This is a genomic window from Candidatus Pantoea symbiotica (assembly GCF_056491525.1).
Map to the genome: position 1 here is coordinate 3,688,069 of NZ_JBSZHR010000002.1, position 19,557 is coordinate 3,707,625.

General features: G+C 56.1%; 14 protein-coding genes. 4 read left to right on the forward strand and 10 right to left on the reverse strand.

The window, feature by feature from the left end; all coding sequences use genetic code 11:
- The first annotated feature begins 11 nt into the window (after positions 1 to 11).
- Positions 12 to 587, forward strand: coding sequence for a Fe-S biogenesis protein NfuA (gene nfuA, locus ACXIZX_RS17845; protein WP_008107927.1), 576 nt, complete (start codon positions 12 to 14; stop codon positions 585 to 587).
- Positions 588 to 626: 39 nt separating this feature from the next.
- Here nfuA and malQ read toward each other — a convergent pair whose 3' ends face one another.
- The 5 genes from malQ to glpE form a co-directional block, all read right to left on the reverse strand.
- Positions 627 to 2,681: a 4-alpha-glucanotransferase gene (malQ, locus tag ACXIZX_RS17850; protein ID WP_179453074.1), complete on the reverse strand. Its 2,055-nt coding sequence runs from the start codon at positions 2,679 to 2,681 to the stop codon at positions 627 to 629.
- Positions 2,682 to 2,731: 50 nt separating this feature from the next.
- The gene (malP, locus tag ACXIZX_RS17855; protein WP_479404651.1) at positions 2,732 to 5,137 is read right to left on the reverse strand and encodes a maltodextrin phosphorylase; all 2,406 of its coding nucleotides are present in this window, start codon (positions 5,135 to 5,137) and stop codon (positions 2,732 to 2,734) included.
- Between the two features lie 226 nt (positions 5,138 to 5,363).
- On the reverse strand, positions 5,364 to 6,122 hold the full coding sequence (locus ACXIZX_RS17860) for a DeoR/GlpR family transcriptional regulator (protein WP_008107931.1): 759 nt from the start codon (positions 6,120 to 6,122) through the stop codon (positions 5,364 to 5,366).
- Between the two features lie 42 nt (positions 6,123 to 6,164).
- Positions 6,165 to 6,989, reverse strand: coding sequence for a rhomboid family intramembrane serine protease GlpG (glpG, locus tag ACXIZX_RS17865; RefSeq protein ID WP_061719843.1), 825 nt, complete (start codon positions 6,987 to 6,989; stop codon positions 6,165 to 6,167).
- A gap of 32 nt (positions 6,990 to 7,021) precedes the next feature.
- Positions 7,022 to 7,348: a thiosulfate sulfurtransferase GlpE gene (gene glpE, locus ACXIZX_RS17870; protein ID WP_008107933.1), complete on the reverse strand. Its 327-nt coding sequence runs from the start codon at positions 7,346 to 7,348 to the stop codon at positions 7,022 to 7,024.
- A gap of 351 nt (positions 7,349 to 7,699) precedes the next feature.
- On the opposite strand from glpE, the gene glpD reads away from it, so the two are divergent.
- Positions 7,700 to 9,208, forward strand: a complete 1,509-nt coding sequence (gene glpD / locus ACXIZX_RS17875) for a glycerol-3-phosphate dehydrogenase (RefSeq protein WP_008107935.1) — start codon at positions 7,700 to 7,702, stop codon at positions 9,206 to 9,208.
- A gap of 78 nt (positions 9,209 to 9,286) precedes the next feature.
- On the opposite strand, the gene iolE is transcribed toward glpD, so the two are convergent.
- The 3 genes from iolE to iolD form a co-directional block, all read right to left on the reverse strand.
- On the reverse strand, positions 9,287 to 10,183 hold the full coding sequence (iolE, locus tag ACXIZX_RS17880; protein ID WP_061719747.1) for a myo-inosose-2 dehydratase: 897 nt from the start codon (positions 10,181 to 10,183) through the stop codon (positions 9,287 to 9,289).
- A 65-nt stretch (positions 10,184 to 10,248) separates the two neighbouring features.
- Positions 10,249 to 11,262 (reverse strand): bifunctional inositol 2-dehydrogenase/D-chiro-inositol 1-dehydrogenase, encoded by a 1,014-nt coding sequence (gene iolG, locus ACXIZX_RS17885; RefSeq protein ID WP_008107937.1) that lies wholly within the window; start codon positions 11,260 to 11,262, stop codon positions 10,249 to 10,251.
- A 68-nt stretch (positions 11,263 to 11,330) separates the two neighbouring features.
- Positions 11,331 to 13,265: a 3D-(3,5/4)-trihydroxycyclohexane-1,2-dione acylhydrolase (decyclizing) gene (gene iolD / locus ACXIZX_RS17890; protein WP_061719748.1), complete on the reverse strand. Its 1,935-nt coding sequence runs from the start codon at positions 13,263 to 13,265 to the stop codon at positions 11,331 to 11,333.
- Positions 13,266 to 13,814: 549 nt separating this feature from the next.
- On the opposite strand from iolD, the gene ACXIZX_RS17895 reads away from it, so the two are divergent.
- Together ACXIZX_RS17895 and ACXIZX_RS17900 are read left to right on the forward strand one after the other, a co-directional pair.
- Entirely contained in the window at positions 13,815 to 15,728 is a 1,914-nt protein-coding gene (locus tag ACXIZX_RS17895; RefSeq protein WP_479404652.1) for a bifunctional 5-dehydro-2-deoxygluconokinase/5-dehydro-2-deoxyphosphogluconate aldolase, read from the forward strand.
- Positions 15,729 to 16,051: 323 nt separating this feature from the next.
- A complete protein-coding gene (locus ACXIZX_RS17900) occupies positions 16,052 to 16,897 on the forward strand; it encodes a MurR/RpiR family transcriptional regulator (protein WP_008107943.1) in 846 nt (281 codons plus the stop codon).
- Between the two features lie 84 nt (positions 16,898 to 16,981).
- Here the strand turns inward: ACXIZX_RS17900 and iolB are convergent, their stop codons facing one another.
- Both iolB and ACXIZX_RS17910 read right to left on the reverse strand, forming a co-directional pair.
- On the reverse strand, positions 16,982 to 17,797 hold the full coding sequence (iolB, locus tag ACXIZX_RS17905) for a 5-deoxy-glucuronate isomerase (RefSeq protein ID WP_277967028.1): 816 nt from the start codon (positions 17,795 to 17,797) through the stop codon (positions 16,982 to 16,984).
- 24 nt (positions 17,798 to 17,821) lie between these two features.
- Positions 17,822 to 19,327 carry a CoA-acylating methylmalonate-semialdehyde dehydrogenase gene (locus ACXIZX_RS17910; protein ID WP_479404653.1) on the reverse strand — a complete coding sequence of 502 codons (1,506 nt, stop codon included), beginning with the start codon at positions 19,325 to 19,327 and terminating at the stop codon, positions 17,822 to 17,824.
- Positions 19,328 to 19,557: the final 230 nt, after the last annotated feature.

The window sequence follows — 19,557 nt, forward strand, 5'->3', positions numbered from 1 at the left end:
GAGCAATCGCCATGATCGTTATTACTGATGCTGCGCAAGAGCACTTCTCAAAATTGCTGTCCAAACAAGAAGATGGCACTCAGATTCGCGTATTCGTCATTAATCCGGGTACGCCAACCGCAGAATGCGGTGTTTCTTACTGCCCACCCGATGCAGTAGAAGCGACTGATACCGAATTTAAGTTCGAAAAACTGTCAGCCTATGTTGATGAGCTGAGCGCACCGTACCTCGATGACGCGGAAATCGACTTTGTCACCGACAACCTCGGTTCGCAGCTGACGCTGAAAGCGCCAAACGCCAAAATGCGTAAAGTCTCTGACGATGCGCCAATGGTGGAACGCGTGGAATATCTGCTGCAAGCGCAGATTAACCCGCAGCTGGCTGGCCACGGCGGTCGCGTATCGCTGATGGAAATCACCGATGACGGCATCGCCATTCTGCAATTCGGCGGTGGCTGTAACGGTTGTTCGATGATCGACGTGACGCTGAAAGATGGCATCGAGAAAGAGCTGCTGGCAGCTTTCCCTGAGCTGAAAGGCGTGCGTGATTTGACCGAGCACCAGCGCGGCGAACACTCGTACTACTGATTTAGCACGCGGCAGCGACCCGACGCTGCCGCGCGTTCTCTAACGCTTCCTGCGCCCTGTATTGACCGCAGTTAGCAAGCCCGGCACTTTTCCTCTGAACATCTCTTCTAAAGTGACGCTTAACTTGCGCCGCCAGTTTGGATATTCATTTACCGTGCCCGGCACGTTGACCGGTGAAGACATAGCCAGCCAATCTTCCGGTTGCAGCCCCAGTAATGCGCTGTTTGTTTGCGCCAGATAGCGGTGGAAGCCGCGATTGAGCACCGGTGTGAAGGACACTCGGCTGGCAACGAAGCTTTGGCGCGCAGGCAACGTATTCATCTGATGCAGCGCATCCAATAGCGCCTGTTTTTGTTTATCCCTTTGTCCCAGCAAGGGAATCAACACGCTCTCTTTGTACAAGCCCAGTTTGTGCCCCAGAGAAAGATCCTTAAATCCCCAGAATCCCGCCAACGTCGGCAAATCATGGGTACTGGCGCTGGCAATCGACTGCGCGGGATACTCGTGCGGCTGACGATAGCTTCCGTCGTCGTGCTGCTCAAAGAACAACACTTTCCACGAGAAAATGCCGCTGTTGCGCAGCAGGCTGACGATCTCTTTCGGCACCGTACCGAGATCTTCACCGATCACCATGCAGCGATGGCGCTGACTCTCCAGCGCAAGGATTGCCAGCAGATCGTGCACCGGATACGCCACGTAAGCGCCTTTATCCGCGCTTTCACCGTAGGGAATCCACCACAAACGCAGCAATGCCATGACGTGATCGATACGCAAGGCGCCGCAGTCGCGCATATTGGCGCGCAGCAGATCGATAAACGGTTGATAGCCACGCGCGCGCATCACATGCGGATCGAGCGGCGGCAAACTCCAGTTTTGTCCCTGCGGACCGAGACGATCCGGCGGCGCGCCGACGGATGCACCGAGTTTATACAATTCCGGATCCTGCCAGGTTTCCGCGCTGCCCTGCGCCACGCCGACCGCTAAGTCGCGATATAATCCTACTTCCATGCCAAGTTGCTGGCTGATCTGGCAGCAGATGGCGAACTGCTCTTGCGCTACCCACTGCAACCAACTCCAGAATTGAATCTCATCCTCATGCTGCGCGCACCATTGCTGCACCTCCGGCAACAAGGCATTGCGCCAGCCTTCCGGCCAGTTCGCCCAACCCCATTCATCGGGATGTTGCTGGCTGCGCTCGGCGAGAATGCCATCAAAAGCTGCCTGATAACGCAGATGATCGCCGCCCTCGACGATAAATTGCTGGAACGAAGCATCATCAGCGGCGCGAGGCTGAAAGCGCTGCCAGGCAAAGCGCAGCGCCGTCAATTTCAGTTCGGCCACCGCGCTGTAATCGACAAACTCGGCCGCGCGCGCTTGCTCCAGCGCCTTACGTGTTTTCGCCATTTGCCACCAACGCTGCGCTGCTTCGCTGTGCTGGAAATCCTCCAGCCGGTTCACGTCGATATACAACACGTTAAGCCAGCGGCGCGAAGTTGGGCTGTAAGGACTGGCGTTTTCTGGCTGTGCAGGATAAAGCGCATGTAAAGGATTGAGGCCGACAAAGTCACCGCCATAATCGGCGACCTTCTCCAGCATTTGCGCTAAATCGCCGAAATCACCAATGCCCCAATTGTCATCCGATCGCAGCGTGTAGAGCTGCACCAGCGCGCCCCACAGTTTCTCTCCTTGCTCGATGGATTCGGGGATAAAGCAACGACGCGGCGCGATGATAATGCGCGTCTGCCACTGCTGGCGGCCTTTGCGCAACGTGAGCTGGTGATAACCTTGTGACAAACGCGGCGGCAATGTCAGCAATTCCCCGCCTTGCACCTCGCCGTTGAAGCTTTTGCCCTGTTCAGTTTGTAGCTGCCAGGAAAAAGTGCCGCTGCCTTGTGGCGTCAGTTGGCGCTTGCTGCGTGCGGCAAAGACCTGCACCGGCGGCAGCGGTGGCGCTTTGCCGGTTGGCGTTTCCATCACCGCCAGCAGCGCACGTTTGGTGTCATCGCTGATGGTTTCAGGCTCGCCGTGAGCGTTGATAAAGCGCAGCGAAATGCCGGCATCCTGTGCCGCCTGATCCAGCTTGTTAAGCGTCATCACTTCTCCGGAATTTGTAGGGTCGCCATTCATGGCGACCGAAATATCGATTATCGTGCCGCCTGCCAAATCCGCTGCTGGTAATCGCGAATCGAGCGGTCAGAACTGAAACGGCCGGTATGAGCGGTATTCAGAATGGCTGCACGCGTCCAGGCTTCCTGATTCTTCCACAACGCTTCCACCTGCTGCTGTGCGGCGATGTAGGCATCAAAGTCAGCCAGCACCAGCCAGGGATCGCCATTTTTGGTCAGGCTTTGCAGCATCAGGTCAAACGCGTGCTTATCGCCGTCGCTGAACTTGCCCTTCTCCAACTCCTTCAGCAAACCATCCAGATAAGGATTCTGTTTGCGCAGCTTTTTCGGACTGTAGCCGCCCGCCTTCAGCGCCTTCACCTCGTCCACGCTGTTACCGAAAATAAAGATATTCTTCGCGCCTACCGCTTCGGCAATCTCCACGTTGGCGCCGTCCAGCGTGCCAATGGTTAACGCGCCATTGAGCGCCAGCTTCATATTGCCGGTGCCAGAAGCTTCATAACCGGCGGTGGAAATCTGCTCGGAGAGATCGGCAGCCGGAATCATCAGCTCTGCGGCGGTGATGCGGTAATCCGGGATAAACACCACTTTGAGGCGATCGCCGACGCGCGGATCGTTGTTGATCACCTCCGCCACTTTGTTGATGGCATAGATGATGTTTTTGGCGAGGTAATAGCCGGGCGCGGCTTTGGCGCCAAACAGAAACACGCGCGGTACAAAATCGGGGTTATCCGGGTTGTCGCGCAACTGACGATAGCAGTGCAGCATATGCAGCAAACTGAGGTGCTGACGTTTGTACTCGTGAAGCCGCTTGATCTGCACGTCAAACAGCGCATCCGGATTGATATCAATGCCGGTGACGCGCTTGATGTAGAGCGTCAGCCGCTGTTTGTTTTGCTGTTTGATGTCGCGGAACTGCTGACGAAACGCTTTTTTGCGGGCGAAAGGTGTCAGCCACGCCAGCGCATCAAGATCGTTGGCCCACTCAACCTGCAAACTGTCATCAATCAGCGTTGATAGCAACGGGTTGCACTGTTTTAACCAGCGGCGCGGCGTAATGCCGTTGGTGACGTTATGGAATTTATTCGGCCACAGCAGGTGATATTCCGGGAACAGATCTTTCACCACCAGCTCGGAGTGCAGCGCCGCCACGCCGTTGACGGCGAAACAGCTCACCACGCACAGATTCGCCATGCGCACCTGACCGTCGGCCACCACCGCCAGCTTGTGCCAGGTGGCTTTGTCGTCCGGCCACTGTTTCTTCACCACCTTTTTCAGGCGGCGATTAATCTCACGGATAATCAACATATGGCGCGGCAGCAGGTCACGCACCAGCTTCTCATCCCAACGCTCCAGCGCTTCCGGCATCAGCGTGTGGTTGGTGTAGGCAAAGGTGCGACTGGTGATGTGCCACGCATCGTCCCAACTCAATTGATGCTCATCCAGCAGCACGCGCAGCATCTCCGGAATGGCGATGGTGGGATGCGTGTCGTTAAGCTGGATCACTTCGAAGTCAGGCAAAGTGCGAATGGCGCGCCCGGCAAGATGATGACGCCGCAAAATATCGCCCACCGCGCAGGCGCACTGGAAATACTGCTGCATCAGGCGCAGTCGCTTACCTTCGGCATGATTATCATTGGGATAGAGCACTTTGGTCAGCTTGTCGGCTTCGATGCCTTGCTGCTCGGCCTGCAGGAATTGGCCGTTGTTAAACGCGGTGAGATCGAACGGCTGCGCGCTAGTGGCTTTCCACAGTCGCAGCGGCAAAGTGATGCCGTTGCGATAACCGACCACCGGCAAATCCCAGGCTTCACCTTTGAGGTGAATTTTAGGTCGCCAGAGGATGCTGCCATCATGATTCTCTTTGACCTTGCCGCCGAGACCAACCTGCACATCCAGCGCGGCGTTATGGCGGAACCACGGATAGCGATCGCGCTGCCAGTCATCCGGCGCTTCCTGCTGCTGTCCATCGGCAAACGTCTGGCGAAACAAGCCGTATTGATAGTTGAGGCCGTGGCCCATCGCCGCCTGGCCGACGGTCGCCATTGAATCCATATAGCAGGCGGCCAAGCGCCCCAATCCGCCGTTGCCGAGTGCTGGATCCACTTCCTCTTCCAGCAGTTCGCTCAGCTCAATCTGATGTTCCGCCAGCGCGGCTTGCACCTCGTTGTACCAGCCAAGATTGAGCAGATTGTTGCCTGTCAAACGCCCCAGCAGAAACTCCATCGACAGATAGTTGACGTGACGCTGCCCTTGTTTAGGTGGCGCAGGTGGCTGCGTCGCCAGCATTTCTGCCAGCACGCTGCTCAGCGCCTGCCACCATTGGTGCGGTGTCATTTGCTGGGCGGATGTGAGTCCAAGATGTTGCCATTGGCGGGTAAGAGCGGCGTCGAAACGTGTTTTATTGAATTTTTGCTGCGACATATCAATCCCTTCGTGTCCGTTAACGGTAAAGCCGGGGCGAGCGCAAGAGGTGAAAGGATAAGTAAAGCTGGGGCCGCAGAAAAAAGCGACAGGGAAATGTCAGTACCAGGAAAAAAATCGTGCTCGCTGGGTATCGAACGGTCGCCATTCATGGCGACCTGGTGCGCATAAATACGCACTCAATCCTTTGTAGGGTCGCCATTCATGGCGACCGTTTACCACGCTATCAACACAATTCGAGGTGAACTTCGTGCTGCTCAATCACTTTCAGCACGCTAGCCGGCGGGCTTTGATCGGTATACATGTAATCAATCAGGCTCATATTGCCGAGGTTGACCATCGCATTGCGGCCAAACTTCGAGTGATCCACCACCAGCATCACGCAGCGTGAGTTTTCGATAATGGCGCGTTTGGTGCGCACTTCGTGATAATCGAACTCCAGCAGCGAACCATCCATATCAATGCCGCTGATACCGAGAATGCCGTAATCGAGGCGGAACTGCGAAATGAAGTCCAGTGTCGCTTCGCCCATGATGCCGCCATCGCGCGTGCGCACTTCGCCGCCGGCGATAATCACGCGGAAATCCGGTTTCGCCATCAGCAGAATTGCTACGTTGAGGTTGTTGGTGACGACGCGCAGATTATTGTGATTGAGCAGCGCATGCGCCACCGCTTCCGGCGTGGTGCCGATATCAATAAACAGCGTCGCGCCATCGGGGATCTGGCTCGCCACACGCTCGGCGATGCGCGCTTTCTCCGCCGACCACATCATCTTACGATCCTGCCATGCGGTGTTTTCTGAGCTGGACGGCAGCGCCGCCCCGCCGTGATGGCGCATGATTTTGTTCTGATCGGCCAGGTCGTTCAGGTCACGCCGAATGGTTTGCGGGCTGACTTCAAAGTGATCCACCAGCTCTTCGGTACTGACATATCCCTGACGCCGGACCAGATCGATAATGGCGTCATGACGTTGCGTCTGCTTCACATCTCTCTCCTCGGCTCGTAGCCGCTTCTTTTATTGGTGCTGCTAACGACGCGTAATCTTACGCGTATCAACAAATGCCATGGCTAAGCCCACCAGCAAGCCGGTGACGTGCGCGGCGTTGGCGATCGACAGACCAAATGCGCCGTACCAGCCAATCACCAACCATACGACCGCGAAGCCAATCAGGCCGCGCTCAAGATAAATACCACTTTCGGGATCGCGCTCGCCGCGCAGCCAGCAGTACCCCATCAGCGCGTAAACCACGCCCGACAAGCCACCAAACAGCACGCCGCTGAACTTGGCCTGCATCCAGCCGGTTAGCAACGCCGAGATCAGCATAATCACAAACAGCTTGCCGCTGCCGAGACGCTTTTCGACCGCACCGCCGAGATACCACCACCACATCAGGTTGAACAGGATGTGCAGCAGCGAGAAGTGCAGCAGCGCATGGCTAAACCAGCGCCACACCTGGAAATATTGCGAAGAGTCCGCCGGCCACGCCAGCCAATCCAGCGCCACATCATCACCAACGATCTGCATCAGGATAAACACCGCGATGCAGGCGATCATGATGGTCATGGTGAGCGGACCTGCGCGTTCGCGAATGCTCGACCAGATGTTGGTGCGCTCGTAACGTAAGCCACTTTCGGTGCTGCCGCTATGCCAGCTGGCAGCCTGATAGCGCGGATGGTTGGGATCGCGCACAAACTGCGCGAGTTCGTTTTCGACCATCTCAAACTTACTGTCATCGTCCAACATGATGACGAAGTGGCTTTCGCGCTCAATGCGTAACGTCACGCCGCGTGTCGCCATGTAGTCGACAAACGCCTGCGCCATGCGCGGATTGTTAAACTGGGTGATGCGCATCATGCGGTGCTCTCCTTCCTTATGCGATGGGCTTAGGCGTCGCCGAGGGCAACCTGCGCCGGGAATGCCGCGCGCCAGGCGTCAAATCCGCCGTCAATGCTGTACGCCGCGCTGAATCCCTGGCCCAGCAAGAACTGCGCCGCGCCTTTGCTGCTGTTGCCGTGATAGCACATCACCAGCACCGGCAATGCCTGATTCGCGTTGGCGATGAAATCCGCCAGATTGTCATTGGTCAGATGCTGCGCGCCCGCCGCGTGGCCCATCATAAAGCTCTGCGGATCACGGATATCCACCAGCTGCGCACCTTGTGCCAGATGCTCTTGCGCCTGCAGGACATTAATACACTCGAAGGTTTCCATGGTGTCTCTCATTACTTGGTCACAATTAGCGGTTAATAATTCGCCGGTGTTGCTGCCAGGTCGCCATGAATGGCGCCCCTACGATTGCCCGGTGTAGGGTCGCCATTCATGGCGACCTAAACATGCTCAACTCATAAGCATTACACAATTAGCGCCTAGTTTAACCTGAGAATCCGCCGCGATAACCTGACAACTTATAGGGTTATGTGATTTTTTTCCTGTCGGAATGTTAGCTATATCACGCAAAAATGTTTTTATTCAGTTAACCGCTGGCGTCGATGTTGGTTTCCGATTATTATTACGCTCGAAAACGAACATTTTAGAACTATTCCGAACATCGGAGGAGATGACGTGGAAACCAAAGACCTGATCGTGATCGGCGGCGGCATTAACGGAGCCGGCATTGCAGTGGACGCTGCAGGACGCGGACTGTCGGTGCTGATGCTGGAGGCGCGGGATTTGGCCTGTGCAACCTCCTCTAACAGCTCGAAATTGATTCACGGCGGCCTGCGCTACCTTGAGCACTATGAATTCCGCCTGGTAGGCGAAGCCTTAGCAGAACGTGAAGTGCTGCTGAAAATGGCGCCGCACATCGCTTTCCCGATGCGTTTCCGTCTGCCGCACCGTCCGCATCTGCGTCCGGCGTGGATGATCCGCATGGGCCTGTTTATGTACGATCGCCTCGGCAAACGCACCACGCTGCCGGGCAGTAAAAGCCTGCGTTTTGGCGCGGATTCGGCCCTCAAGCCGGAGATCACGCGCGGATTCGAATATTCCGACTGCTGGGTTGATGATGCGCGCATGGTCGTACTCAACGCGCAGGAAGTGGAAAAACAGGGCGGCGAAGTGCGTACCCGCACTCGCGTGACCCGCGCCTGGCGTGAAGCCGGTTTGTGGATGGTAGAAGCCGAAGACATTGATACCGGCAAAACCTACACCTGGCGCGCTAAAGGTCTGGTCAATGCGGCCGGTCCGTGGGTAAAAGAGTTCTTCGACGATGGCCTGAAGCTGAAATCGCCGTACGGCATTCGTCTGATCAAAGGCAGCCACATTGTGGTGCCGCGCGTACACCGCGAAAAGCAGGCGTATATCCTGCAGAACGAAGATAACCGTATCGTGTTTGTCATTCCGTGGATGGACGAGTTCTCCATCATTGGTACCACCGACGTGGAGTACAAAGGCGATCCGAAAGACGTGAAGATCGATGACAACGAAATCAGCTACCTGCTGAAAGTGTTCAACGGACACTTCAAACAGCAGCTGAGCAAAGATGACATCGTCTGGACTTACTCGGGCGTGCGTCCGTTGTGCGATGACGAATCGGATTCACCACAGGCCATCACCCGCGATTACACGCTGGATGTACATGACGACAACGGCCAGGCGCCGCTGCTGTCAGTGTTCGGCGGTAAGCTGACCACCTATCGTAAGCTGGCGGAACATGCGCTGGAGAAACTGACCAAGTACTACCCGAACATCGGCCCAGCGTGGACCAAAAACGCGGTATTGCCGGGCGGTGATTTCTCTGGTTCACGCGATGATTACGCCGCTGGTCTGCGTCGTCGCTATCCGTTTATCAGCGAAGGTATGGCGCGTCACTTTGCCCGTACTTACGGCAGCCGCACCGAAGAGTTGCTGGCAGACGCGAAGAGCATCGACGATTTGGGCGAGAACTTCGGTCACGAGTTCTACGAAGCCGAGCTGCGTTACCTGGTGAAAAACGAATGGGTACGCGAGCTGGATGATGCGATTTGGCGTCGTACCAAACAAGGTATGTGGCTGAGCGCCGCCGAGCAGGCGCGCATTGCTGAGTGGCTGGCGGTTAACGCACAGAAACCGGCGCTGTCATTAGCGTCATAATATAAAAAACGGGGCGTCGTAAATGACGCCCCGTGTGTAGGGTCGCCATTCATGGCGACCTTTTTTATTCCCGCTGGTTTACAACCCCGCATTCTCACGAATGTATTTACGCGCTTTCACCGCATATTCGAACGGATTGGCAAGCGCCGGATCCTGTTCTGCTTCTACCACCATCCAGCCTTTATAGCCGTAATCGTCGAGGATTTTGAACACCGGTTTGAAATCGATCACGCCGTCGCCCGGCACGGTGAAAGTGCCCTTCTTCACGCCATCAAGGAACGACAGGGATTTCTCGCGCACTTCCGCGACCACGCTGTCGCGCACGTCTTTTAGATGCACGTGGAAAATACGCGGCAGATATTTGGTCAGCACATCCAGCATTGCTTGCTGTGAGCCTTCGGAATAGTAGATGTGGCCGGTATCGTACAGCAGGCCAACATTCTCATTGGTCGATTCCATAAAGCGATCAATCTCGGCTGGCGTCTGGATGCCGGTGCCCATGTGATGGTGCAGCGTCAAACGCATGCCTTTCTTCGCGGCGATCTCCGCCAGCTCGTTGTAGCCTTCTGCCGTTAAGCGCCACTCTTCATCGCTGAAAATCGGCTTCTGCTCCAGCACCGCCAGCGTGGTGCCCTGAATACTTTTGCTCTGCTCGGAGCAACCAATCACGCGCGCGCCCATCGCATGCAGGAAGTTCATGTGATTGGTGAATTCGTCGATGGTTTTCGCTTTTTCGCCGTTGGCGAAGAAGGTGCTGAACCACGCGTTGCAGATCTGAATACCACGGATATCCAGCATCGGCTTGAGAATCGCCGGATCGCGCGGGTATTTGCTGCCCACTTCGCTACCGGTAAAGCCTGCCAGCGCCATTTCACTGACGGTTTGCTGGAAGGTGTTTTCGCTGCCCAGCTCCGGCATATCGTCGTTGGTCCAGCCAATTGGCGCAATCGCCAGTTTAACGTTGTCTTTGTTCATCTTGTTGTCCCTGATTCACAGAGGCGGCCGCTGAGCCGCCGAGGAGTATTTAGCGCACAGCTCAGTTATTTGGCGTAGAAATCCGGACGCGGCGGCATGGTGACCGGCTCGATTGCGCCGCTGTTCTGCGCTTTCTGGCAGGCATCGGCGGCCACGGAAGCAGCAAAACCATCCCAGGCAGAAGGTCCGGTCAGTTGGCCGTCTTTCACGTCATTAATAAAGGCTTGCAGCTCAACGTCATACGCATCGATGAAACGGTCTTTCCAGTCGGTCAGCAGCGGCACGCCGAGACGCGCGTTTTTGCGCGTTTGGATCGCCGAAGGCTCAGGCAGCTTAGCGATGCCCTCTTCGCCCACCACTTCACACTGAATGTCATAGCCGTACGCGCAGTTAACGAAGATCTCTACGTCAATGCGGATGCCTTTCTGCGTTTCGAACAGCACGATCTGCGGATCTTTCAGCTTGGCATGAGACTTCGAGGTGGTACGCGGGAACACCACCTGCACGGTTTTGTAGTCGTCTTCCGTCAGCCAGCGCAGCACGTCCAGCTCGTGAATCAGGGTGTTGGTGATCGCCATGTCGGTGGTGTAATTCTCGCCGACGCTCTGGTTGCGGTGCGCGCAGTGCAGCATCAGCGGTTCGCCGATTTCACCGTCGGTAATCACTTTTTTCAGCGCGCGATAGCCGGAATCGTACGGGCGCATAAAGCCAACCTGCACCAGACGTTTTCCGTGTTTGATCTCGGCATCGACAATGCGACGGCAACCTTCAGCGCTCAGCGCCAGCGGCTTTTCACAGAACACCGGTTTGCCGGCCGCGATGGCCGCCAGCGTGAACTCTTCGTGGGTCGGATCCCAGGATGTCACCAGCACGGCGTCAACATCTGGCGAGTTGATCACCTGATGACCATCCTGATAAACCTCGGCTTCGATATTCAGACGTTGCAGCGCAGCGCGCGCGCCTTCCACGTTGATATCAGAAACCGCCACCACTTTCGCACCCTGCAAAACGTTATTGCAGCGACGAATGTGTTCCTGACCAATTGCACCGGTACCAATTACACCGAGTTTGAGCGTCATAATTACACCTGTAGAGTCGGATAAGTTAGGGTAAAACAAGGCCGGAGAGCTCCGGCCTAAAAGAGGTTTTAATACTTACGTGCTTGTTCAATATGCACGTTAAGGTTGTCGGCCACTTCCTGCGTGCGCGTTGACGTCGAGGTTTGCGCCACGCCGACGTGCCACCAGCTGAAATATTTGTGCACCATGGTTTTTGGCAGCACTTTGATGTCGAACAGCACGGAAACGGTCTGTTTCTGCGCATCGATCAGCGCGGCTTCCAGCTGCTCTAGCGTAGTGATGCGGTAAGTTTTGCAGCCGTAACCGCCGGCGATTGCCGCGAAGTCCACCGGCACAAAGCCGCCATCCAGCTTGCCGCCTTCCGGATTACGGAAGCGGAATTCGGTGGTAAAGCTGTCCATGCCGTGTTCCATCTGCAGGTTGTTGATACAACCATTGGTCATGTTATCCAGCAGCACCACGTTGATTTTCGCCCCTTCCTGAATCGACGTGACCAGCTCGGAGTGCAGCATCATGAACGAGCCGTCGCCGACCATGACGTAGACTTCACGCTGCGGCTGCGCCAGCTTCACGCCCAGCGCGGCATTCACTTCGTAACCCATGCAGGAGTAGCCGTACTCAACGTGGTACGAGTTGTAATCTTTGGTGCGCCACACGCGCTGCAGGTCGCCCGGCAGACTGCCCGCTGCCGCGACAATCACCGCATCCTTTGGGAGCTGCTCGTTTAAGGTGCCCAGCACGCTGCTCTGCGTCAGCACCGATTTCGTCAGGCGCTCAAACTCCGCAAACAGCGCTTCGCGATCGGCGTGGTCGGCGATTTCCGGAATGAAATCGTCGGTGTTGTAGGTCGCGGCATAGACGCGCTGCGTCTCTTTTAGCAACTTGCTTTGCGACAGCTCAATCTGGCCGCCCCAATGGTTTTCGAAACCTTGCAGACCACTTTCCAGCGCGGTTAAACCTTCACGCGCATCCGCCAGCAGCTGCACTGCATCCAGCTTGTAGCTGTCGAAGTTGCTGACGTTGAGGTTCAGATAGCTGACGTCTGGATTCTGGAAAATCCATTTCGACGCGGTGGTGAAGTCGGTGTAACGCGTACCGATACCAATCACCAGATCGGCCTCTTTCGCCAGCAGGTTAGCGGCCAGACAGCCGGTTTCGCCCACGCCGCCGACATTCAGCGGGTGATCGGAAACGATGGTGCCTTTACCGGCCTGAGTTTCGGCAAACGGAATGTTAAAGCGCTCGGCAAATTTCAGCAGCGCATCACCGGCGTCGGAATATTTCAGACCGCCACCGACAATGATCAGCGGCTTGTGTTTGCGCGCAATTAGCGCCAGCGCGTCTTGTAACTGCGCGGCGGTTGGCAAACGGCGATCCAGACGGTGCACACGTTTCTGGAAGAAGTATTCCGGGAAGTCCCAGGCTTCGCCCTGCACATCCTGCGGCAGCGCAATCGTCACCGCGCCGGTTTCTGCCGGATCGGTCAACACGCGCAAGGCGTTGATGCAGGCGGTCATCAGCTGCTCTGGACGGCTAACGCGATCCCAGTATTTGCTGACTGCACGGAATGCGTCGTTGGTGCTGATGCTGAGATCGTGGCTCTGTTCGATCTGCTGCAATACCGGATCCGGTTGGCGCGTGGCGAACACATCGCCCGGCAGCAGCAATAAAGGAATGCGGTTGGCAGTCGCGGTGGCGGCAGCGGTAATCATGTTGGCTGCCCCAGGACCGACCGATGAAGTACAGGCGATAATCTGACGACGCAGCGACTGCTTGGCGAAGCCAATGGCGGCGTGCGCCATGCCCTGCTCGTTACGACCCTGATGCACCACCAGATCGCCGCTGTCCTGCTCCAGCGCCTGTCCCAATCCCAGCACGTTGCCGTGACCGAAAATGGCAAAAATGCCTTTCACAAACTTGGTTTCAACGCCGTCAACGTTCAGGTATTGGTTATCAAGAAATTTTACCAGCGCCTGTGCCGTGGTGAGTCTGATTGTGCCCATATGCTTCTTCCTTTACATGCTGGTACCTGCGGCGAGGTACATCGCGGTTCGGGTAAAAACTGCCGTTCACGGCGCCCGCGGATTAAGTGAAACGTGAGGCGATTATAAACAAATATTTTTTTCATTAAACACGATTACAGAAGAAACATTTCATTTTGCGATGGAGATCAAATTCAGCAATGAAACGTGGGCTGCGCGAGCCGCGAAAGGGGGAAAAGTGGAACAGTAAAAGGTCATTTGCCGGTCATAACGAAATTTCATTTCACTTCAGTAGCTTCCTTGATTCGCCAGCACTTTCCTGAGACCTGGCTCACAAGCCTGACTATCACTGAAACTCTCGGTGAATGCGCGGCTGCTTTGCGGCTTCGTCAGAGTTTTACCTGGCTCACAAAATCGTGATGAATGTTTCATTTCATATTGAATTTGGAATTTTTATTCCTCATACTGCGACCAAAGCCAATCAGGCACCTTGAGAACCCGGAAGCAAAGCGCTCGACGTTGGGCGGCAGCGCCCGCAGTGTCTGCTTATCACAGAAGGAAACAATAGGTATGAGTACACAACAGAAGCGGCTTGATGTGATTTGTATCGGACGCATCGCCGTCGACCTCTACGGTCAGCAAATTGGATCACGTCTGGAAGATATGACCAGCTTCAACAAATATCTCGGCGGATCTTCCGGCAACGTGGCCTACGGTACGGCCATTCAGGGCCTGAAATCGGCGATGCTGGCGCGTGTGGGTGACGAACATAACGGCCGCTTTTTGCGTGAAGAGCTGCAACGTGCAGGCTGCAACACCGATGGCCTGATTACCGATAAGCATCGCCTGACCGGGCTGGTGATCCTCGGGATCAAAGATGAAGAGAGCTTCCCGCTAATCTTCTACCGCGACAACTGCGCCGATATGGGGCTGGTGCCGGAAGATATTAAAGAAGAGTTCATCACCTCTTCACGTGCGGTCGCCGTCACCGGCACGCACCTGTCGCATCCACAAACGCGCGCCGCAGTATTGAAAGCGCTGGATATCGCCAAACGCAACGGCCTGCGCACCGCGCTGGATATTGATTATCGTCCGGTACTGTGGGGACTCACCTCACTCGGCGACGGTGAAACGCGTTTCATTGAATCGGGCGAAGTGACGCAACAGCTGCAGGAAGTGCTGCACTATTTCGATTTGGTGGTCGGAACGGAAGAAGAGTTTCATATCGCCGGTGGCAGCACCGATACGCTGACCGCGCTGAAAAATGTGCGTAAATCGAGCCAGGCCACATTAGTGTGCAAACGCGGTCCGCTGGGTTGCGTGGTGTTTGAGGGCGAGATCCCGGATAGCTGGGAACAAACCAAACTGCAGAGCGGCGTGCGTGTAGAAGTGCTGAACGTGCTGGGCGCGGGCGATGCCTTTATGTCTGGCCTGCTGCGCGGCTGGCTGAACGATGAAAGCTGGGAGCAAGCGTGCCGTTACGCCAACGCCTGTGGCGCATTGGTAGTGTCGCGCCACGGCTGCGCACCGGCGATGCCGACTAAAGAAGAGCTGGATGATTTCCTCAGTCGCGATAAAGACGTGAAACGTCCGGATCTCGATGCGCGTCTCAATCACCTGCATCGCGTCACCACGCGTAAACAGCAGTGGCCGGAGCTGAATGTGTTCGCCTTTGACCATCGCAAGCAGCTGGCCGATATGGCACGCGAAGCGGGCGTCAGCGAAGATCGCATTCCACAATTGAAACTGCTGCTGCTGCGTGCCGCAGAAGAAGCGGCTAACGAAGCCGGTCTGAATGAGAAGAGCGGCATCCTCGCGGATACCACATACGGCCAGAAAGCGCTGAACGCGATTACAGGTAAAAACTGGTGGATTGGGCGTCCGATTGAACTGCCAAGTTCACGTCCGCTGCGACTGGAGCACGGCAACATCGGCTCGCAGCTGGTCGACTGGCCGGCCGAGCACGTAGTGAAATGCCTGGTGTTTTACCATCCGCACGACAGCGCTGAGCTGCGTAAAGAGCAGGATGATCTGGTTCTGGATGTGTGGAATGGCTGTAACAAGAGCGGGCACGAACTGCTGCTGGAACTGATTCTGCCGGAGAGCAATCCGGACCGTAATGAATCTTACTATTACGACATGCTGAGCCATTTCTACAGCCTTGGCATTCAGCCAGACTGGTGGAAACTGCCGCCGCTGTCTGCCGAGAGCTGGCAGGCGATCAGCGGGCTGATCGAGCAGAAGGATCCGCACTGTCGCGGCATTCTGTTGCTGGGCCTTGATGCGCCGGAAGAGACACTGAAAGCCGGTTTCGCCGCCGCCGCGCAAGCGCCGTGGGTGAAGGGTTTCGCAGTAGGTCGCACTATCTTCGGCCAGCCGTCACGCCAGTGGCTGCAAGGCGAGCTGGATGACAAGGCGCTGATTGAGACCGTGAAAGGTAACTATCTGCGGTTGATCGGCTACTGGCGCGCTGTGCGCGGCTAAGTGCTGGAGTGGTTTGGAAAAAAGCGGCTTTGGCCGCTTTTTTTGTGTCCTCTGCGGGCTGATGCCCTCACCCCTACCCTCTCCCACCGGGAGAGGGGGACGCTGCCACATGTGAGTAAGCAACAAAACATTCACTCGGTCGGTTCCCTCGCCCGCTTGCGGGAGAGGGCTAGGGTGAGGGGAAAACCTGCATATTTTGTGAGGCATTTCATAAACCGATGAAATAAGCGTCACGATGATGTCAAACAAATGAAATTTTCCATCCATCTGGTACTATAGCGCTCATTATCCAGCCATATTTTCTTTTTTAGCGGGCCGAAGTAATGACCAATAATCCAACGCAATTAACCTTGTTACAGGACGAGATCCGTCGTCGCTATGAGACGCTGAGCAAACGCCTGAAGCAGGTGGCTCGTTATATCCTTGATAACAGTAACAGCATCGCTTTCGATACCGTTGCCTCTATCGCGCAACATGCTGATGTGCCGCCCTCCACGCTGATCCGCTTTGCCAACGCGTTTGGCTTCAGCGGCTTCAACGAAATGAAACAGGTTTTCCGTCAGCACCTGATGGAAGAGACCGTGAACTACACCGAGCGCGCTCGTCTGTTCCGCCAGACCGCCACCGACGACAGCGCCACCTCACCCGAAAGCCCGGCCGAAATCCTCAACGTCTTCACCATGGTGAACAGCCAGGCGCTGCAACAGCTGGCGATGCAGGTCAATCCAGATCAGCTTAACCGCGCGGTGAAAATGCTCGATGAAGCTGAGAACATCTACATCATCGGCCTGCGTCGCTCATTCAGCGTGGCATCGTATCTGGTGTATGCGCTGCGCCATCTGGAGCGTCGTGCGTTCCTGATCGACGGCCTCGGCGGCATGTTCACCGAGCAGCTGAGCATGGTGAATCCGAAAGACGTGGTGATCGCCATCAGCTACTCGCCGTACGCGCGTGAAGCGGTGGAGTTGGTTGAGCTAGGCGCTAAGCGTGGTGCGCATCTCATCGCCATCACCGACAGCCAAGTCAGCCCGCTGGCCGCCTTCAGCGATGTGTGCTTTGTGGTGCGTGAAGCGCAGGTGGATGGCTTCCGTTCGCAGGTGGCTTCGCTGTGTCTGGCACAAACGCTCGCCGTATCGTTAGCGCTGAACAACAACGTCACCAGCGAATAATCATCCCGTAGGGTCGCCATTCATGGCGACCACCCAACAAAAAGGGCAGCCACCTGGCTGCCCTTTTTTACGTTGGTGCGCATGTTACGAACGCGGATACTGGTCGCTGTTCACCCAGGCGTGATCTTTCTCCCAGGTAAATTTCCACAGTCGTTTTGGACCCGCCATCACGTTGAGATAGTAGTTATCGTAACCGGCAATGGTCGCCACCGGATGATAACCACGCGGCACCGTGACCACATCGCGGTTATACGGCGCCATGCACTCGTCGAGTGAACGGTCGTCGGTATAAACGCGCTGCATAGCGAAACCTGGTTCAGGATCGAAACGGTGATAATACGTCTCTTCCAGATAGGTTTCGTCCGGGCTGTCTTTCTGGTCGTGCTTATGGCTTGGGTACGAACTGGTCGCGCCTTCGTCGGTATACACCTCCACCACCAGCAGGCTGTCGGCCTCTTTATTGTCTGGCAGAATGTTGTGCACCAGACGCTGGTTACGCCCTTTACCACGCTGCTCAACACCAACATCTTCCGGCGCAATCAGTCGCGCCGGCAGGCTGCCGCGGCTCGGTGCATTACACACCGCCAGCTCCAGATCGCTATCCGCATACACTTCCACTTCGTCGTTATGCGGGACGTACACCGAATAAGGTGGAATGCGTTCAAACGGCGACAGACGCTTACCCAGATTGGGGAACTCGGCGTGACGGGTTTTCACCGAAGCAAAGCCCGCTACCAGCACCAGACACAACTCTTTGTCGCCGCTGCTCAGCTTCAGGCTCTGCCCTTTTTTCAGCAGATAGGCATCAAAGCCGACGTATTCCCAGCCCGCGCTTTCCGGCGTGACGTGCTGGATACGACCGTTGCTGTCGGGTTTTTGCGCTTTCGAAATCAGAGACATCCTGTTCCTCCTTGTTGAGCGAAATTAGCCCAGCGTCGGCATGCTGAACTCAGATACGGTCTGCTGACCGCTCGGCCAACGCACGGTGGCGGTTTTCATGCGGGTGTAGAAACGCACACCGTCTGGACCGTGCACGTTCAGCGCACCAAACACCGAACGTTTCCAGCCGCCGAAGCTGTGGAATGCCATTGGTACCGGAACCGGCACGTTAACGCCAACCATGCCGGCTTCGACGTTTTGCACGAATTCACGCGCGGTGTGGCCGTTGCTGGTGAAGATCGCGCTGCCGTTGCCGAATTCGTGGCTGTTAACCAGCTGCAGTGCGCTGTCGAAATCGCTGGAACGCATGATGCTCAGCACCGGTCCGAAGATCTCTTCGCACCAGATGGTCATATCCGAAGTCACGTTGTCGAACAGCGTGCCGCCAACGTAGTAACCTTCTGCATGGCCAGCAACCTGGATGCCGCGGCCATCAACCACCAGCTTCGCGCCTTCCTGCTCACCTTTGTCGATGTAGCCCAGCACTTTCTTCTGGTGCGCAGCAGAAACCACCGGCCCCATTTCATTCTCTTCGGCACCTTTCTGGATGCCAGGACCGACGCGCAGCGCTTTAATCAGCGGCGTCAGACGGGCAATCAGTTTGTCTGCGGTGTCGTCACCAACGGCAACAACAACTGGCAGCGCCATGCAGCGTTCACCCGCTGAACCAAACGCGCCGCCCATAATGGCATTAACTGTGGCATCAAGATCGGCATCTGGCATCACGATGGCGTGGTTTTTCGCCGCGCCGAATGCCTGCACACGTTTACCGTGGGCGCTGGCAGTTTTGTAGATGTGCTCCGCTACGCCGGAAGAGCCGACGAAGCTGACTGCGGCGATGCGCGGATCTTTGTACAGCTGCTCGGCATCTTCGTTAGACGAATGCACCACGTTGAATACGCCATCCGGCAAGCCGGCTTCTTTCAGCAGTTCGGCCATGCGCACAGAAGCGGATGGATCCAGCGCCGGTGGCTTGAGGATAAAGGTGTTACCGCACGCCAGCGCGATTGGGAACATCCACAGTGGCACCATCGCCGGGAAGTTAAATGGTGTGATACCAGCGACAACGCCGACCGGTTGCATCAGCGAGTAGCTATCAACGCCGGTGCCGACGCTCGGTGAGTTCTCACCTTTAATCAGATGTGGAATACCGCAGGCATATTCGATCACTTCGATACCGCGCGTCAGTTCACCCAGCGCATCGGACCACACTTTGCCGTGCTCAGAAACGATCAGTGCCGCCAGCTCTTCGCGATGTTTTTCCATCAGCGCTTTAAAGTTGAACATCACACGGGCACGACGCAACGGCGCGGTTTTCGACCATTCCGGGAACGCGGCATGAGCGACTTCAATCGCCTTTTCCACTTCAGCAGCGGTGCTCTGCGTCAGTTCACGCACGACTTTGCCGGTCGCCGGATCGTACACGGGAATGGTTTCATTGCTGGCGCTGTGGGTAATTTTGCCGCCGATAAAGTTTCCTACGATAGTCATGTCGTTGCCTCTTAGATGTGAAGTTCCCTGCAGATAGCCCGTTCGAACCGCGACGCTGCGTGTGCAGGCAATACTTAAAGCGTGCTATGAAGCTATAGTAATGAAATGAATTTTTCAAATACTTCTTTTTGGAAAATTTCCTTTTAGCGGCATGGATCGCATTTTTTCCGCCTGCGCTGACAGCCGGGTGCAAATCAGCCCGTAGCGCTTCACTGCTGGCGCTATAGGCC

What these genes read in the sequence shown, in the direction of transcription:
- nfuA (WP_008107927.1), top strand. Translation starts at nt 12, where the DNA reads ATGATCGTTATTACTGATGCTGCGCAAGAGCACTTCTCAAAATTGCTG.
- malQ (WP_179453074.1), bottom strand. Translation starts at nt 2,681, where the DNA reads ATGACGCTTAACAAGCTGGATCAGGCGGCACAGGATGCCGGCATTTCG.
- malP (WP_479404651.1), bottom strand. Translation starts at nt 5,137, where the DNA reads ATGTCGCAGCAAAAATTCAATAAAACACGTTTCGACGCCGCTCTTACC.
- glpG (WP_061719843.1), bottom strand. Translation starts at nt 6,989, where the DNA reads ATGCGCATCACCCAGTTTAACAATCCGCGCATGGCGCAGGCGTTTGTC.
- glpE (WP_008107933.1), bottom strand. Translation starts at nt 7,348, where the DNA reads ATGGAAACCTTCGAGTGTATTAATGTCCTGCAGGCGCAAGAGCATCTG.
- iolE (WP_061719747.1), bottom strand. Translation starts at nt 10,183, where the DNA reads ATGAACAAAGACAACGTTAAACTGGCGATTGCGCCAATTGGCTGGACC.
- iolG (WP_008107937.1), bottom strand. Translation starts at nt 11,262, where the DNA reads ATGACGCTCAAACTCGGTGTAATTGGTACCGGTGCAATTGGTCAGGAA.
- iolD (WP_061719748.1), bottom strand. Translation starts at nt 13,265, where the DNA reads ATGGGCACAATCAGACTCACCACGGCACAGGCGCTGGTAAAATTTCTT.
- ACXIZX_RS17895 (WP_479404652.1), top strand. Translation starts at nt 13,815, where the DNA reads ATGAGTACACAACAGAAGCGGCTTGATGTGATTTGTATCGGACGCATC.
- ACXIZX_RS17900 (WP_008107943.1), top strand. Translation starts at nt 16,052, where the DNA reads ATGACCAATAATCCAACGCAATTAACCTTGTTACAGGACGAGATCCGT.
- iolB (WP_277967028.1), bottom strand. Translation starts at nt 17,797, where the DNA reads ATGTCTCTGATTTCGAAAGCGCAAAAACCCGACAGCAACGGTCGTATC.
- ACXIZX_RS17910 (WP_479404653.1), bottom strand. Translation starts at nt 19,327, where the DNA reads ATGACTATCGTAGGAAACTTTATCGGCGGCAAAATTACCCACAGCGCC.